General features: G+C 67.5%; 15 protein-coding genes. 11 read left to right on the top strand and 4 right to left on the bottom strand.

What is annotated here, in order from left to right; genetic code table 11:
• Positions 1-53 precede the first annotated feature (53 nt).
• The 5 genes from ACT6QU_RS13695 to ACT6QU_RS13715 all read left to right on the top strand — a co-directional run bounded on the left by ACT6QU_RS13695 (position 54) and on the right by ACT6QU_RS13715 (position 6,134).
• Positions 54-1,793, top strand: a complete 1,740-nt coding sequence (locus tag ACT6QU_RS13695) for a pseudouridine synthase (RefSeq protein ID WP_444564900.1) — start codon at positions 54-56, stop codon at positions 1,791-1,793.
• Positions 1,790-2,344, top strand: coding sequence for a 16S rRNA (guanine(966)-N(2))-methyltransferase RsmD (gene rsmD / locus ACT6QU_RS13700; protein WP_444564901.1), 555 nt, complete (start codon positions 1,790-1,792; stop codon positions 2,342-2,344). The genes ACT6QU_RS13695 and rsmD overlap by 4 nt, the downstream gene beginning before the upstream one ends.
• Positions 2,345-2,458: 114 nt before the next feature.
• Positions 2,459-3,841 carry a M16 family metallopeptidase gene (locus tag ACT6QU_RS13705; protein WP_444564902.1) on the top strand — a complete coding sequence of 461 codons (1,383 nt, stop codon included), beginning with the start codon at positions 2,459-2,461 and terminating at the stop codon, positions 3,839-3,841.
• Positions 3,838-5,232, top strand: coding sequence for a M16 family metallopeptidase (locus tag ACT6QU_RS13710; protein ID WP_444564903.1), 1,395 nt, complete (start codon positions 3,838-3,840; stop codon positions 5,230-5,232). The genes ACT6QU_RS13705 and ACT6QU_RS13710 overlap by 4 nt, the downstream gene beginning before the upstream one ends.
• An 8-nt stretch (positions 5,233-5,240) precedes the next feature.
• Positions 5,241-6,134 (top strand): patatin-like phospholipase family protein, encoded by an 894-nt coding sequence (locus ACT6QU_RS13715; protein WP_444564904.1) that lies wholly within the window; start codon positions 5,241-5,243, stop codon positions 6,132-6,134.
• Positions 6,135-6,289: 155 nt separating this feature from the next.
• Here the strand turns inward: ACT6QU_RS13715 and ACT6QU_RS13720 are convergent, their stop codons facing one another.
• Both ACT6QU_RS13720 and ACT6QU_RS13725 read right to left on the bottom strand, forming a co-directional pair.
• Positions 6,290-7,744 carry an MATE family efflux transporter gene (locus tag ACT6QU_RS13720; protein ID WP_444564905.1) on the bottom strand — a complete coding sequence of 485 codons (1,455 nt, stop codon included), beginning with the start codon at positions 7,742-7,744 and terminating at the stop codon, positions 6,290-6,292.
• Complete coding sequence (locus tag ACT6QU_RS13725; protein ID WP_444564906.1) at positions 7,741-8,157, bottom strand: VOC family protein; 417 nt, start codon at positions 8,155-8,157, stop codon at positions 7,741-7,743. Before ACT6QU_RS13725 ends, ACT6QU_RS13720 begins: the two co-directional genes overlap by 4 nt.
• Before the next feature lie 160 nt (positions 8,158-8,317).
• Between ACT6QU_RS13725 and ACT6QU_RS13730 the strand changes: the two genes are divergently transcribed.
• The 6 genes from ACT6QU_RS13730 (at position 8,318) to lpxK (ending at position 13,930) form a co-directional block, all read left to right on the top strand.
• Positions 8,318-9,658 (top strand): TldD/PmbA family protein, encoded by a 1,341-nt coding sequence (locus ACT6QU_RS13730; RefSeq protein ID WP_444564907.1) that lies wholly within the window; start codon positions 8,318-8,320, stop codon positions 9,656-9,658.
• Entirely contained in the window at positions 9,645-10,442 is a 798-nt protein-coding gene (locus ACT6QU_RS13735; protein WP_444564908.1) for a 3'(2'),5'-bisphosphate nucleotidase CysQ, read from the top strand. The genes ACT6QU_RS13730 and ACT6QU_RS13735 overlap by 14 nt, the downstream gene beginning before the upstream one ends.
• A gap of 105 nt (positions 10,443-10,547) precedes the next feature.
• The gene (locus ACT6QU_RS13740) at positions 10,548-10,781 is read left to right on the top strand and encodes a DUF4170 domain-containing protein (RefSeq protein ID WP_024589001.1); all 234 of its coding nucleotides are present in this window, start codon (positions 10,548-10,550) and stop codon (positions 10,779-10,781) included.
• A gap of 12 nt (positions 10,782-10,793) precedes the next feature.
• Positions 10,794-11,576, top strand: coding sequence for a lysophospholipid acyltransferase family protein (locus ACT6QU_RS13745; RefSeq protein WP_444564909.1), 783 nt, complete (start codon positions 10,794-10,796; stop codon positions 11,574-11,576).
• Entirely contained in the window at positions 11,573-12,901 is a 1,329-nt protein-coding gene (gene waaA / locus ACT6QU_RS13750) for a lipid IV(A) 3-deoxy-D-manno-octulosonic acid transferase (protein ID WP_444564910.1), read from the top strand. Before ACT6QU_RS13745 ends, waaA begins: the two co-directional genes overlap by 4 nt.
• Positions 12,902-12,904: 3 nt before the next feature.
• Positions 12,905-13,930 carry a tetraacyldisaccharide 4'-kinase gene (lpxK, locus tag ACT6QU_RS13755; RefSeq protein ID WP_444564911.1) on the top strand — a complete coding sequence of 342 codons (1,026 nt, stop codon included), beginning with the start codon at positions 12,905-12,907 and terminating at the stop codon, positions 13,928-13,930.
• Positions 13,931-14,136: 206 nt separating this feature from the next.
• Here lpxK and ACT6QU_RS13760 read toward each other — a convergent pair whose 3' ends face one another.
• Positions 14,137-14,373, bottom strand: coding sequence for a DUF2093 domain-containing protein (locus ACT6QU_RS13760; protein WP_024589005.1), 237 nt, complete (start codon positions 14,371-14,373; stop codon positions 14,137-14,139).
• A gap of 55 nt (positions 14,374-14,428) precedes the next feature.
• The gene (gene mutL, locus ACT6QU_RS13765) at positions 14,429-16,207 is read right to left on the bottom strand and encodes a DNA mismatch repair endonuclease MutL (RefSeq protein ID WP_444564912.1); all 1,779 of its coding nucleotides are present in this window, start codon (positions 16,205-16,207) and stop codon (positions 14,429-14,431) included.
• Positions 16,208-16,279: the final 72 nt, after the last annotated feature.

Here is a 16,279-nt window from a genome sequence, read left to right on the forward strand (position 1 = left end):
CGCAGAGCTGAAAACGCTCTGATAGTTACCCGCGCTGAAAGGCAAAGGCCACAATGACCGACGACAATAAGAACAAGGGCCGCTCCGGCGACCGCACGGGCAACCGCAAGCCATACGCGGCACGCGACGGTGAGCGCAGCGAGCGTCCGCAGGGCGCGCGCGGCAAGCCGTTCGTCAACCGCGAAGGCGCGGGCTCCGGCGAGGATCGGCCGAAGCGTCGCTTCGACGGCGAAAAGAAGCCCTTTGCCAAGCGCGAGGACGGCGATCGCAAGCCGTTCCAGAAACGCGACGGAGACCGCAAACCGTATGCGGCGCGAGATGGCGAGAACAAGCCGTTCGTGCGCCGCGAGGATGGAGATCGCAAACCCTACGTGAAGCGCGAGGATGGCGATAGCAAGCCTTTCCAGAAACGCGACGGGGACCGCAAGCCCTATGCCGCGCGCGATGGCGAGAAGAAGCCGTTTGCGCGTCGCGAGGACGGGGACCGCAAACCCTTCCAGAAGCGCGACGGCGACCGCAAGCCCTTTCAGAAGCGCGATGACGACCGTCGCCCGCAAGCCGACAATGTGGCCGAAGCCGCGCGTGGCGAGGAGCGGATCGCCAAGCGGTTGGCGCGCGCGGGCGTCGCCTCGCGCCGCGATGCCGAGGACATGATCGCCGCCGGCCGCGTGTCGGTGAACGGCAAGTTGCTCGACAGCCCGGCGCTGAATGTCACCGGAAAGGACCGGATCGAGGTCGATGGCGAGCCGATCCCGGCGATCGAGCGCACGCGGCTCTTCCTATTCCACAAACCGTCTGGCGTGGTGACGACCAACAAGGACCCGGAAGGCCGACAGACCGTTTTCGACGTTCTGCCGAAGGGCCTGCCGCGCCTGCTGACCGTCGGCCGTCTCGACATCAACACCGAGGGGCTTCTGCTCCTGACCAACGATGGCGGCCTTGCGCGCACGCTGGAACTGCCGGCGACGGGCTGGCTGCGCCGCTATCGCGTGCGCGTCCACGGCAAGGTCGAGCCGGAAAAGCTTGAGGCGTTGAAGGACGGCATCGCGGTCGACGGCGTCTTCTACGGCGCGATCGAGGCGGTGCTGGAGCGCGAGCAGGGCACCAATGCCTGGATTTCGGTTGGCCTGCGCGAGGGCAAGAACCGCGAGGTCAAGAACGTGATGGGCGCGCTCGGCCTCGAGGTCACGCGCCTGATCCGCGTCTCCTACGGGCCGTTCCAGCTTGGCGAACTCGCCGAGGGCGAAATCCAGGAACTGCGCGGACGCCATTTGCGCGACCAGCTCGGCGACAAGCTGATCGCCGAATCGGGAGCCGATTTCGACGCGCCGGTGATCAAGGAATTCTCCAACCAGCCGGTGGCGCAGCGCGTCAGCGAAGAGGATGCGCGCAAGCCCGCGCCGCGCAAGCGCGACAAGGACGAACGGCGCGAGGATGCGCTGGGGCGCTTGCAGACCTCGAAGCCAGGCGGGCGCGGCGGCCCGAAGGGCGCAGGCTTCAAGGGCGCCGGCGGCAAGGGTGCGGATTCGAAGGGCGGCGGCAAGGCCGGCTTCGAGAAGAAGGCCGAGCCGCAGCGCTCGCGCACCGCCAATGTGTGGATGGCGCCGGGCGCCAAGGCGGTGGGGCCGAAGAAGGCCGCGCGCCGCGCCGAGGAGACCGAGGGCAAGCGCTATGCCGGCAAGCCCCGGCCGCAGGGCGCCGAGGGTCCGAAGGGCCCGCGTCGTGATGATCGGCCCGGCGGCAACAGGCCCAGCGGGCGTCCGGGCGGCAATCGCGGAGATCGCGACCGATGAGGATCGTCGGCGGCGCGTTTCGCGGCCGACCTCTGGCGACACCCAAGACGAACGCGACCCGCCCGACGAGCGACCGCGCGCGCGAAGCGGTCTTCAACGTCATCGCGCATCGCTACGGCGACCATCTCGACGGTGCGCGCGTGCTCGATCTTTTTGCCGGCACCGGGGCGCTTGGGCTCGAAGCCCTGTCGCGCGGCGCGTCCTATGGCGTCTTCATCGAGGAATCGGCGGAGGGGCGCGGATTGATCCGTACCAATGTCGAGGCGTTCGGCCTTTCGGGCCGGACCAAGATATTTCGCCGCGACGCGACGAAGCTCGGCGAGGCGGGAACGCTCCAGCCCTTCGACCTCGTTTTTGCCGATCCGCCCTATGGCAAGGGTCTTGGCGAACTGGCGCTTGTCGCGGCACGAGACGGCGGCTGGCTGAAGCCCGGCGCGCTCTGCCTCGTCGAGGAAGCGGCCGCAACGCCCTTCCAGCCGCCGGCCGGTTTCACGCTCGACGAGCGGCGCGACTATGGCGACACGACCATCGCCTTTTGCCTCGCTGCCTGATTTCGGCCTCTCTCGGTCTCCAGACATGACGAAGATTTAATCGGCGCGCCGGTTCTTCGTCCGTGGCGAACGCGCTATCTGTCGTCCAACGCACATCAAACCGAGGACAAGCGAATGCATCTGATGCCCGCCGCAATGGCGAGAGGTCTGGCAGGAACGGCGATCGGTCTCGCGCTCCTGTCGGGTGCAGCGTCCGCGCAGGACGCGAGCGCTACGCCGGCCGAAAACCAGATCGCCGACTTCACGCTCGACAATGGCCTCGAAGTGGTGGTGATCCCCGATCGCCGCGCGCCTGTCGTCACGCATATGCTGTGGTTCAAGGTCGGCTCGGCAGATGAGGAGCCGGGCAAGTCGGGCATCGCGCATTTCCTCGAACATCTGATGTTCAAGGGCACGGACGAGCATCCGCAGGGCGAGTTCTCGGCTCGCATCGCCGAGGTCGGCGGGCGCGAGAACGCGTTCACCTCCTACGACTACACGGCCTATTTCCAGCAGATCGCGCCCGAGCATCTGGAGACGATGATGGAATTCGAGGCGGACCGGATGACCGGCCTCGTGCTCACGGACGCCGTCGTCGATCCCGAGCGGCAGGTGGTGATCGAGGAGCGCAATTCGCGCATCGAGACGCAGCCCAATTCCATTCTCGGCGAATCGGTCAACGCCACGCTTTACCAGAACCACGGCTACGGCGTTCCGATCATCGGCTGGATGCACGAGATCGAGAAGCTGAACCGCGCCGACGCACTAGAGTTCTACCAGCGTTACTACGCGCCGAACAATGCGGTGCTGGTCGTCGCCGGCGATGTCGATGTCGAGGAGGTGCGCGAGCTTGCGACCGAATATTACGGCGCCATCCCGTCCAACCCGGAACTGGGCGCACGCACGCGCACCGAGGAGCCGGCGCAGCGCACCGCGCGCACGGTGACCTATCGCGACGAGCGCGTGACGGTGCCGGGCTATTCGAAATCCTGGGTGGTGCCGTCCTATACCACGGCCGAGGAGGGCGAAGCCGAGGCGCTCGATCTCCTGGCCGAAATTCTCGGCGGCGGCATCCGCTCGCGGCTCTATCAGTCGCTGGTCGTGGAGCAGGGCATCGCATCGTCGGCTGGTGCATATTTCCGCGGCACCGCGCTCGACGCGACGATTTTTGGCGTCTATGGCGCGCCGCGCGGCGAGGCGACGCTCGAAGATGTCGAAGCGGCCGCGGATGCGGAAATTCGTAAGATCGCCGACGAGGGCATCACCGCCGACGAGCTGGAAGCGGCGAAGAACCGCTATCTGCGCTCGATCATCTTCGCGCGCGACGACCAGTCCGGCATGGCGAACCTTTACGGTTCGGCACTGACGACGGGCTCGACCGTCGCCGATGTCGAGGCATGGCCCGAGCGCATCCGCGCCGTCGAGGCCGATGCTATCAAGGCCGCCGCCGCGCGTTATCTCGACCAGAACCGCTCGGTGACGGGCTATCTTCTGCCGCAAGAGGAGGGCCGCTCGTGAGCTTCCCGTTCAAGGCATCGACTTTCACCACGGCGCTGGCAAAGGCCGTTGGCGCGACCGCGCTGGCGCTGACCATCGCCTGGCCCGCCTCGGCCGCCGTCGACATCCAGGAAGTGCGCTCGGATTCAGGCGTCACGGCCTGGCTCGTCGAGGATTACACGATCCCGATGATCGCCATCAATTTCGCCTTCGAGGGCGGCTCGATCCAGGACCCGGACGGCAAGGGCGGGCTCGTCAATTTGATGAGCGCGCTGTTCGACGAGGGCGCAGGTGACCTGGAATCGAACGCATTCCAGGAAGCGCTCGACAATGCCGGCGCCGAGATGTCGTTCGAGGCATCGACGGACGCGCTCTATGGCTCGATGCGGCTCCTGTCCGACAACAAGGACGAGGCGCTCGACCTTCTGGCGCTGGCGGTCAACGAGCCGCGCTTCGACGAGAACCCGGTCGAGCGGATGCGCCAGCAGATCCTGACCGGCATCCGCGCCAATTCCCGCGATCCGCAGCGTCAGGGCATGCGCGAGTTCTCGCGCATGCTCTACGGCGACCATCCCTATGCGCAGGAGCGCGAAGGGACCGAAGAGACGATCACCACCGTGACGCCGGACGACCTGCGCGCCGCGCATGGCGATCTCCTGGCGAAGTCGAACCTGCATGTCGCCGTCGTCGGCGCCATCGATGCTGAAACGCTGAAGGCCGATCTCGACCGCATTTTCGGCGGTCTGCCCGACGAGGCGCAATTGAAGGACATCGCCCGCGTCGAGCCGAAACTCGGCGAGGAAGTGCTCTACGAATTCGCCTTGCCGCAAAGCACGCTTCAGCTCGTCTATCCGGGCATCGAGCGCGACGACCCGGAATTCTTCGCCGCCTATCTGATGAACCATATCCTCGGCGGCGGCACGTTCTCCTCGCGCCTCTTCAACGAGGTGCGCGAGGTGCGCGGCCTGACCTACGGCATCGGCTCGTGGCTGCAGGGCCGCGAATACTCGAACGCGCTTGCCATCTCGACCTCGACGCGCGCCGACCAGGTCACGCAGGCGCTCGACGTGATCAAGGACCAGGTGGCGAAGTTCATCGAGGAGGGGCCGACGGAAGAGGAACTGGCCAAGGCCAAGACCTACGTGGTCGGCGCCTATGCGATCAACAATCTGGACTCCTCCGCCTCGATCGCGCGCACGCTTCTGGAACTGCAGCGCGACGATCTGGGCATGGACTATATCGAAACGCGCGTCGACGAGATCGAATCGGTAACGCTTGACCAGGTAAGGGCATCGGCGCAACGCTTGCTCACCGCCGAGCCGTCGCTGCTGGTGATCGGGCCGCAGGCAAAGGAAACCGACACCGGCAACGGCGCGGCGGCCGGCGAGGAAGACACCGACACGTCGAACTGAGAAATGCCATGGATGCGCCCGTTCCGACCCTGATCGAAAGCGAAAATGCCCGGCCCGCCGCCACCAGCGGGCCGACATTCGCACTGGCGCTCGGCGGCGGTGGTGCGCGCGGGCTGGCGCATATCCACGTCATCGAAACGCTGGACGAACTCGGCATCCGACCGACCATGATTTCGGGCTCCTCGATCGGGGCGATCATGGGCGCGGGCATGGCGGCGGGAATGACGGGAACCGACATCCGCGACTATGCCCGGGCCGTGCTCGGCAAGCGCGCCGAAGTGGCGAGCCGGCTGTGGCGCTCGCGCCCGCAATCGCTCGCCGAGATGCTGGAAGGTGGCATCAGGTTCGGCCAGTTCAACCTCGAGCGCATCCTGCGATCCTTCCTGCCGGGCGAGATTCCCGACACGTTCGAGCAGTTGCAGATCCCCCTCAAGGTGACCGGGACCGACTTCTTCGCCCACGACCTCGCCGTGCTCGACACGGGCGACCTGCGCTCCGCGCTCGCCGCCTCGGCGGCTCTGCCGGCCGTCTTCCGGCCGGTGCGGCGCGAGGGAAAATTGCTGATCGACGGCGGCTTCTACGATCCGGTGCCGTTCGATCTCGTCCAGGACGCCGCCGATATCGTCATCGCGGTCGACGTCGTCGGCTATCCGACGAAGGAGACGCCGAAGGGGCCGGATTCGATCGACCTCCTGTTCGGCACCAGCCAGATCATGATGCAGTCGATCATCGCCCTCAACTTGACCCGCTGCCAGCCGCAAATCCTCATCCGCCCGCCGGTTTCGGAGTTCCGGGTGCTGGACTTCATGAAGATGGAGCTGGTGATGGCGGCGACGGAATCGATCCGGGATGAGCTGAAGCGGTCGATCGATTCGGCGGTGGAGGCGCGGGAAGGGAAGTAGCAGGACGAGGGTCATCCCGAACGTGCGTGGCGCGGAGCGACATGCGCGTATCCCGGGAGCCATTCCGTGAGATCAAAGGTCACGGAATGGGTTCCGGCTCTCGCCTCGCTGCGCTCGGACTTCGGCCGGAATGACGCGCGTCGTGCCAAGAAACCCTACTGCAACGTCGACGCCTTGCCTGTCGAAAAGGCCGAGTTCGCGGCCGGTGGCGCGTCGGGCAGGACTTCGCCGGCCATCATGCGCGGGCCGATGCCGCGGACGGTGCGGAAGGCGATGATGACGGCGGCGATGCCGAAGAAGACGGCGCCGAGCGCCCAGCCGGCGATGACGCCCTTGGCGCCGAAATATTGCGCGCCGAGCCAGACGAACGGGATGACGCCGAGCGTCGAGCGGCCCCAGTTGAGGACGGTCGAATAGGTGGCGTAGCCCAGATTGTTGAAGGCGGCGTTGGCGACGAAGAGCGCGCCGTTGAAGAGGAACGACCCCGCCGCGATCGTGCAGAAGAAGACGACCAGCGCGCGCGCCTCGCCCGTCGCACCGAAAAGGCCGGCGATCGGGCCGGCGAAGATGGCGAGCAGCGCCCAGACGGCCAGGACGTAGAGCAGGGTGAAGAGCAGCGCGTCGCGCAGCGCATCGTTCAGCCGGTCGTAGCGCCGCGCGCCGTAATTCTGGCCGAGGATCGGGCCGATCGCACCGGAAAGCGCGAAGATGACGCCGAAGGCGACCGGCAGAATGCGGCCGACGATCGCCCAGCCGGCTACCGCCTCATCGCCGAACGCCGCCATTTCGACGGTGACGTAGGCATTGCCGACCGGCGTTGCGAGCTGGGTGAGGACGGCCGGCACGCCGATGCCGAAGAAGGGGCGCAGCGCCGCCTTGAAGCCCGAAAGGTCCGGCATCTTCATCAACCGGTGGACCTTGTGCGCGCCGTAGAGGCCGACGGCCAGCAGAAGGGCCCGCGAGATGACGGTCGAGATCGCCGCGCCGTCGAGGCCGAGCCCGAAGCCGAAGATGAAGATCGGATCGAGGATGGCGGCCGCGATGCCGCCGGCGAGCGTGACATACATGGCGCGGCGCGCATCGCCTACACCGCGCATGATGCCGGTCGTCGCCATGCCGACGGCGACCATGGGCATGGAGGGGATGACGATCTGCAGGAAGCGCGTCGCCAGTTCCTGCGTCTGCCCGCGCGCCCCCAGAAGGCCGACGAGATCGTGCAGGAAGGGCCACATGCAAGCGGCAATCAGGATGGTGGTCGCGGCCATGTAGAGGACCGACGCGCCGCCCATGCGCGCGGCCTCCTCGCGGTCGCCGCGCCCGAGCGCGCGCGACACGACGGCCGAGGTCGCGATGGTGAAGCCGATCGCCACCGAGATGGTGAAGAACATCAGCGTCGAGGCGAAGCCGATGGCGGCGGCGAGTTCCTGCACGCCGAGCATCGAGATGTAGAAGAGATTGAGCGCGTCGACGAAGAAGACGGCGATCAGCCCGATGGAGCCGGTCGCCGTCATCGTCACGACATGGCGCATGGTGGAGCCGGTGACGAACTTGCCCTGTTCGCGCGGTGGTGGCGCGTCGGGGACAGGGGCGTCAGCCGGCGTGTCGGTCAATGGGCGAAGACCTTGTCCATCGACTTGAAGCCCTTGAATTCGAGCGCGTTGCCGGACGGATCGCAGATGAAGAGCGTCGCCTGCTCGCCCGGCTCGCCCTTGAAGCGAACCTGCGGCTTTTCGATCCATTCGACGTCATCGCGCGCTTCGAGACGTTCGGCGAGCGCGGTCCAGTCGGCCATTTCGAGGACGACGCCGAAATGCGGGATCGGCACGACGATGCCGCCGACCTGGCCGTCGCGCGCGGCCTCCTGGACGCCGGGGCGCAGATGCGCCGACATCTGATGGCCGAAAAGGTCGAAATCGACCCAGGTGTCGGAAGAGCGGCCAATGGCGCAGCCGAGCACGTCGGCATAGAAAGCCCGCGTCTGTTCGAGATCGCGGACCGGGAAGGCGAGGTGGAAAGGCGTCACGTCGATTGTCCTTGCATGTTTTCGTCTGCTGCGGGTGGGCACGGCAAGGCGCCCGAACGCGGCTCAGCCATTGCACATGTCGGGCGCGAACAATAGATGGGGCGGATACGTTGCCCGCCAATGCCGCCCGCCACTGCATTCGACCAATCAGGACATTTCCATGAGCCAGATCGAGACCGCCAGGCTGCAAGACCTCGTTGCATCGCTGGTCGAGGCGGCGAAGCGCGCCGGCGCCGACGCGGCCGATGCGGTGGCGGTGCGCTCGCGCTCCGCCGACGTGACGGTGCGGCTCGGCAAGGTCGAGGGGACGGAAGCGGCCGAAAGCGACGACATCGCACTGCGCGTCTTCATCGGCCGGCGCGTGGCGAGCGTCTCGGCGGCGGCCGGCGCGAATGCGGACGAATTGGCGAGCCGCGCGGTGGCGATGGCGAAAGTGTCGCCGGAAGACCCGGTGCAGGGCCTTGCCGACAAGGACCGGCTGGCGCGCACGATCCGCGACCTCGACCTGTTCGACGGAACCGAGATCGACGCGGCGCGCATGCGCGAGGATGCGCTTGCGATGGAGGATGCGGCGCGCGCGGTGACGGGCGTCACGAACTCCGGTGGCGCCTCGGCGAGCGCAGGCATGGGCGGGCTGGTGCTGGCGACCTCGGATGGATTTCTCGGCCAGTACATGGCGACGCGCTTCGGCCGCTCGGTGAGCGTGATCGCCGGCGAGGGCACCGGCATGGAGCGCGACTACGACTTTTCCTCGCGGCTGCATTTCGCCGACCTCGACGCACCGGAAGCGATCGGCCGGCGGGCGGGCGAGCGGACGGTGCGGCGGCTGGGAGCACGCAAGGCGAAGACCGGCCCGGTCGACGTGATCTTCGATCCGCGCGTCGCGCGGGGCATTGCAGGGCATCTGGCCGGCGCGATCAACGGCGCGTCCGTGGCGCGCAAGACGAGCTTCCTGCGCGACAGGATGGGCGAAAGGGTCGCCTCCGCCGTTATCACCGTGACCGATAACCCGCTGCGCGTGCGCGGACCCTCCTCGCGGCCCTTTGATGGCGAGGGGATCGAAGGCGAGGTGCTGACCATGGTCGAGGACGGCGTGCTCAAGCACTGGCTCCTGTCGACTTCGGCCGCGCGCGAACTTGGGCTGACGACGAATGGCCGCGGCTCGCGGGCGGGCACTTCGGTCAATCCGGCCTCGACCAATTTCGCCATCGAGCCGGGAACGGCGTCGCCGCAGGACATGATCTCCGGGCTGAAGCGCGGCTTCTACGTCACCGAGGTTTTCGGCCAGGGCGTCAACATGGTGACCGGCGAATACAGCCGCGGCGCCTCGGGCTTCTGGATCGAGAATGGCGAATTGACCCACCCGGTCTCCGAAGTGACCATCGCCTCGAATTTGAAGACGATGTTTCTGGGCATGGTGCCGGCGAACGACGTCGACCGCAATTTCGGCACCGCCGCCCCGACGCTGCTGATCGAAGGAATGACGCTTGCTGGCGAATGACGACCACGCCGAACTGGCGCTGATCCGCGAGGCCGCGCGCGAGGCGGGGCGCATCGCCATGCGCTATTTCGGCAAGACGCCGGACGTGTGGATGAAGACCGGCCAGTCGCCGGTTACCGAAGCCGACATCGCCGTCGATCGCTTCCTGAAGGCCGAACTTCTGGCTGCGCGACCGGATTATGGCTGGCTGTCGGAAGAGACGGTGGCCGACACGTCGCGGCTTTCCGCGCGGCGCACCTTCGTCGTCGACCCGATCGACGGCACGCGCGGTTTCATCAACGGCCTCGACATGTGGTGCGTTTCGATCGCGATCGTCGAGGATGGGCGTCCCATCGCCGGCGTTCTCGACGCGCCGGTGAAGGAGCAGATTTTCGAGGCGACGCGCGGCGGCCCGGCGCTGCGGGACGGCGACGCGATCAAGGTGCGCGTGGCGGGCGACGTGCCGATCGTCGCCGGCCCGAAAACGATGACGAAGACGCTTCTGCCCGGCATCGGCCAGACGGTGAAGGTGCCCTACATTCCCTCGCTCGCCTACCGCATCGCGATGGTCGCGGACGGCGAGATCGACGCCACCTTCGTCAAGCCGAACGCGCATGACTGGGACCTGGCGGCGGCCGACCTGATCCTGCGCCGCGCCGGCGGCGAGGTGCTGACGCCGCAGGGCCTCGCGCCGCTTTATGCCGGAACCAGCCCGCGCCACGGCACGCTCGTCGCAGGTTCCGGCGCGCTTTTGACCGCGATGATCGAAGAGGCGCGCGATCCGGACTGGTCGCAAGGCTGGTAGTGGCTGGCTGGTAGGTTCCAAAAATCCGCGAACTGATCTAAGCATTGCCCGCCGGGTGCTTCGCGCGCTCGAACCCGTTTCATGAATAGCAAAAGCGATTGTCCGATGGCTGAAGAAAGCTCCAACCAACAACTCCTGCATCTCGTGTTCGGCGGCGAACTCACCTCGCTCAAGGGCGTGCAGTTCAAGGATCTGGCGAGCCTTGATGTCGTCGGAATCTTCCCCGACTACAAATCCGCCGAGGCCGCATGGCGAGCCAAGGCGCAGGAAACCGTGGACAACGCCCAGATGCGCTACTTCATCGTGCATCTGCACCGCCTGCTCGAACCGCAGAGCTGATCTGTCCGCCGGATGGGAAAGAAGACCATCAGCAATACCGACAGCATCGAGGGCGCCGCAGCGCCGCGCCGCCGGCCGCTGAAGGCGGCGTGGAAAAGGCTGCGCGGGCCGCTGGCCGAAACGCCGGCCGCCAAGAATGCGCTCGCAGCCGGCGTCGTCGCGCTGTTGCGCGCGATCAAGGCGACCAACCCACTTGCCGCCGGTTCCGACGATCCGCTCGCGGCGATCCGGCCGCACGAGCCGGTGATACTGGCGCTCTGGCACGGCCAGCATCTGCTTGCGCCGGCCTATCTGCCGCGCGAATTGCGCTTTACCGCGCTCTTCTCGAAGAGCCGCGACGCTGAACTGAACGCGCTGGTTGCCGAACGCCTCGGCTTCGGCATCGTGCGCGGTTCGGGCGGACGCGAAGGGCATGACACCGACAAGGGCGGCGCGCGAGCGCTGATCATGCTGAAGCGCATTCTCGACCAGGGCCGCAACGTCGCGATGATCGCCGACATTCCGCACGGCACGCCGCGCGACGCCGGGCTCGGCATCGTCACGCTGGCGCGCATTTCCGGCCGGCCGATTATTCCCGCCGCGCTGGCGACGAGCCGCCGCAAGGTGCTCGACAGAAGCTGGGACAAGACCGCCATCAATCTGCCATTCGGCCGGGCCGGCATCGCGATCGGCGATCCCATCCGCGTGCCGGCCGATGCCGACGACGCGGCGATGGAAGACGCGCGCCGCGATGTGACGGCCGCGCTGAACCGGGTCACGGCAAGGGCATACGGGCTGGTGGGAGCGACGGCATGAGCGAACGCTGGGCGCGCGCGCTGCTCACCACCTACCGGCTCGCCGGCGCGGCTGCCTACCCGCTGATCGGCGGCTATGTCGCCTATCGCGCGAGTCGCGGCAAGGAGGACCGCAAGCGCCGACGCGAGCGCTATGGCGTCACGCAGGTCGCAAGGCCGGACGGGCCGCTGGTCTGGGTCCACGCCGCAAGCGTCGGCGAGACTCTGGCGGTCGTGCCGCTGGTCAAGAAGATCGCCGCCGACGGCATCCATGTCGTGCTGACGACGGGAACGGTGACCTCCGCCGGCGTCGCCGACGAGCGCCTCGGCGACGCGATCATCCACCAATATGTGCCGCTCGATCTGAAGCCCGCCGTCGACCGTTTCCTCGACCATTGGGAGCCCGACCTCGCCATCATCGCCGAATCCGAGATCTGGCCGATGACGATCCTTGAACTTGGCGCCCGGCGGGTGCCGCAGGTTCTGGTCAATGGCCGGTTGTCCGACCGCTCCTTTGCCCGCTGGAGCAAGCGCGCGCACCTCGCCGAAGCGCTGTTCGAGAACCTCGCCCATGTCGTCGCGCAGTCCGAGACCGATGGCGAACGCTTCCTCGCGCTCGGTGCGCGGCCGGTGACCGTGTCGGGCAATCTGAAGGTCGACACCGTTCCACCGCCGGCCGACCTCGCCGCGCTGCAGGCGCTGAAGGATGCCGTCAGCGCACGCCCGACATGGGCCGCCGTCTCGACCCATGAGGGCGAGGAGGAGATCGCGGCCAACGTCCATCTGGCGCTGAAGAAGCGGCATCGCAACGTCGCGACCATCATCGTGCCGCGCCACCCCGACCGCGCCGACGCGGTTGCCGAGATGTGCGCAGGCAAAGGGCTGAAGGTCGCGCGGCGCTCGAAGGGCGAGCCGATCGCGCCCGATACCGACGTCTATCTGGGCGACACGATCGGCGAGATGGGGCTCTACCTGCGGCTGACCGAGATCGCCTTCGTCGGCCGTTCGCTGACGGGCGAGGGCGGGCAGAACCCGCTCGAACCGGCGATGCTCGATACGGCGGTCCTGTCGGGCAAGAACGTGCAGAACTTCCGCGATGCCTACCAGACGCTGATGCAGGCCGGCGGCGCCAAGCTCGTGCGCGACGAGGCGATGCTGGCGGGTGCGGTGAACTATCTCCTGACCAATGACGCGGCGCGTAGCGAGATGATCCGTGCCGGCGCCAACGCCGTCGCCGACATGCGCGGGGCGCTGTCGAAGACGCTCGCCGCGCTCGATCCGTGGATCACGCCGCTCGTCGTCAAGGCGCGGCTGATGAACGGCGCGCGGCCGAACGGCAAGGGCTGACCGGTGAGCGAGGCGCCTCCCTTCTGGTGGCACAAGCCCGACTGGCGCGCCTGGTCGCTGTGGCCGCTGTCGAAGCTCTACGGCCTCGCCGCCCGCCATCGTCTCCAGACCGCGCCGCGCAAGCGGATCGACGTGCCGGTGCTGTGCATCGGCAATCTGACGGTCGGCGGCACCGGCAAGACGCCGGTGGCGATCGCATTCGCCAGGCAGGCAAAGGCGATGCGGCTGAAGCCCGGCTTCCTGTCGCGCGGCCATGGCGGCTCGGTTTCCGGCGCGCATCTGGTCAACCTCCACCATGACGGCGCGCGCTATGTCGGCGACGAACCGCTGCTTCTGGCCGCCCACGCGCCGGTCGCGGTGTCGGCAAACCGCGCCGAAGGCGTCAAGCTCCTGCTGGGCGAGGGCTGCGACTTCGTCATCATGGATGACGGCTTCCAGAGCGCGCAGATCCATATCGACTACGCCCTCGTCGTGGTCGATGCCGAACGCGGCATCGGCAACGGCCACACCATCCCCGGCGGTCCGATGCGCGCCTCGCTGGTCGACCAGATGCGCCATCTGACGGCCCTGCTCGAAATGGGCGAGGGGAATGCGGCTTCGACCGTCGTGCGCCACGCGGCGCGCGCGGGCCGGCCGGTCTATCGGGCAAAGACCCGGCCGCTACCGCTGGAAGCGATCCGCGGCAAGCGCTGCCTCGCTTTCGCCGGCATCGGCAATCCGGAAAAATTCTACCGCACGGTGCGCGAACTGGGCGGCGAGGTGGCCGCAACCCGCAGCTTCGCCGACCACCATTTCTACAGCGCCGACGAGGCGCGCGACCTGATGCAGGACGCCGACAAGGACGGGCTTATACTTGTCACCACCGCCAAGGACGCCATCCGGCTGGCGCACGGATCGCAGGCGCTGGAGGAGCTTCACCATCGGGCTGAGGTGGTGGAGATCGACGTGGCGTTCGAGACGGGTGTGACGCCCGGCGCGGTGATCGGGGAGACGCTGAAGGCGTGGAGAAGGCGGCGGCTGGAGGGGTGATTCTTGCGTCGATCCGACGTGCGCCCCCTCCGACCCTTCGGGCCACCTCCCCCGTAAACGGGGGAGGACCCAGCGTCGAGCGCGCCGGCAATATGATCTTCCCTGCAAGGCGCGCAGGAACCGCAGCCGATGACGGCCGCGACTTTGATCCTCCCCTGCGAAGCGGGGGAGGTGGCCCGAAGGGTCGGAGGGGGCGCCGCGGAAGCCTACCCCTTCGCCCGCGCCCTCAAACCCGGATTTTCCTGCAATTCCCGGTTCAGCGAAATCTCGGCATTCGCATAAGGCTCCTGCCGCGCGACGCTCCAGTATTTGAGCTCGTCGAGCGGAATCGACTCGCCGGTCACCGCGCAGCGTACGAACGATCCCGGCGTCATCACCTGGAAATCGCCGTCGAGATAACGGATGCGGGCTTCCTTGCCGCCGGGGCCTTCGAAACGGTTCATGGGATGCGCCTTCTGGTCCCGGTGGTTCCGCCACAAATGCGGTGTCAGGTCAAGCTTATCTGCGCCCGAAAAGCCGCTCGATGTCGGCGAGCTTGAGCTCGACATAGGTCGGACGGCCGTGATTGCAGGTGGCCGAGCCCGGCGTCGCCTCCATCTGGCGCAAGAGCGCGTTCATCTCGTCGGGCTTCAGCCGGCGGCCCGAGCGGACGGAACCGTGGCAGGCCATGGTGGCGGCGATGTGGTGGAGCCGGGCGGTCAGCGTTTCGACCGTGTCATTGTCGGCGATCTCGTCGGCAAGGTCGCGGACGAGTTGCTGCACGTCCATTTCGCCCAACATCGCCGGCGTCTCGCGCACCGCGACCGCGCCCGGCCCGAAACGTTCGATCGAAAGCCCGAAGCGGGCGAGCGTCTCGGCCTGCGCGATGAGGCGTGATGCGTCGTCTTCGGACAGGTCGACGATCTCCGGCAGGAGCAGCATCTGCGCCGGCAGCGGCCGCGAATGCAGCGCGGTCTTCAGCGCCTCGTAGACGAGGCGTTCATGCGCGGCATGCTGATCGACGATGATGAGCGAGCGGTCGGTCTGGGCGATGATGTAGTTTTCGTGCACCTGCGCGCGGGCGGCGCCGAGCGGCTGGGCGAGGGCCTCCGGGGCGGGCTCCGAAAGGCCTGCGCGATGGTCTGCGGAGGCGATCGTGTCGGCGAAAACGCTCTGCGCGGCTTCGGCGAAGCCGGTGTCGAGCGGGCGCTGGAATGAAGTCGCGGCGTCGAAGCCGGGCGACAGGCGTGGCGGCGGCGCGCGGAACATTTCGGCCATAGAACTCGCGGCCGACGTCGAGCCACGGATGCCGGCGGTGCCGAGCGCCTGCCGGATCGCGCCGACCATCAACCCGCGCACCAGACCCGGATCGCGAAAGCGCACGTCTGCCTTGGCCGGATGCACGTTGACGTCGACCAGCGCCGGTTCGATGTCGACGAAGAGCGCCGTGACGGCATGGCGGTCGCGCGGCAGGACGTCAGCATAGGCGCCGCGAATGGCGCCGGTGAGCATCTTGTCGCGCACCGGGCGGCCGTTGACATAGACATATTGCTGGAGCGCGTTGGCCCGCGTGAAGGACGGGATCGAGGCATGGCCGGAGAGCCGGACGTCGGGGCGCTCGGCGCGGATTTCGAGCGCGTTGTCGGAAAAGTCGCGGCCCATCACCTGCGCGATGCGCTCGCGCTGGCCGGCGGCGTCGTCGCTCGACGCGGCGAGGTCGAGGGTCGTGCGGTCGGGGCCGGAGAGCGTGAAGCGCACATGAGGGAAGGCGATGGCGATGCGCTTGACCATCTCGGAAATAGCGGCAGTCTCGGCCCGCTCGCTCTTCATGAATTTGAGCCGCGCGGGCGTGGCGAAGAAGAGGTCGCGCACCTCGACCATGGTGCCCGGATTGGCGGCGGCGGGCCGCACCGGCGAAACGCGCCCGCCCTCGACGACGATCTCCGCACCGTCGCCTGCGCGCGTGCGCGAGCGGATCGTCAGCTTGGCGATCGAGCCGATGGAGGGCAGCGCCTCGCCGCGAAAGCCGAGCGAGCGGATGTCGAGAATGTCGTCGGTGAGCTTCGAGGTGCAGTGCCGCCCGATGGCGAGCGCGAGGTCCGCAGCATTCATGCCGAAGCCGTCGTCGGTGACGCGGATCAGTTGCAGCCCGCCGCCGGCCGTCGCGATCTCGACGCGGCGCGCGCCGGCGTCGAGTGCGTTTTCGACCAGTTCCTTTACCACGCTGGCAGGCCGTTCGATGACCTCGCCGGCGGCGATCTGGTTGACGATGGTTTCGGACAATTGGCGGATGGGCATCGGCGAAATCTAGCCGGAATCGGCAGGCCGCGCGAGGGCGCGGCGGCGCTTATGGACAGGTTCGGGTCGGTC

The organism is Aliihoeflea sp., assembly GCF_052435475.1.
GTDB lineage: Bacteria > Pseudomonadota > Alphaproteobacteria > Rhizobiales > Rhizobiaceae > Aliihoeflea.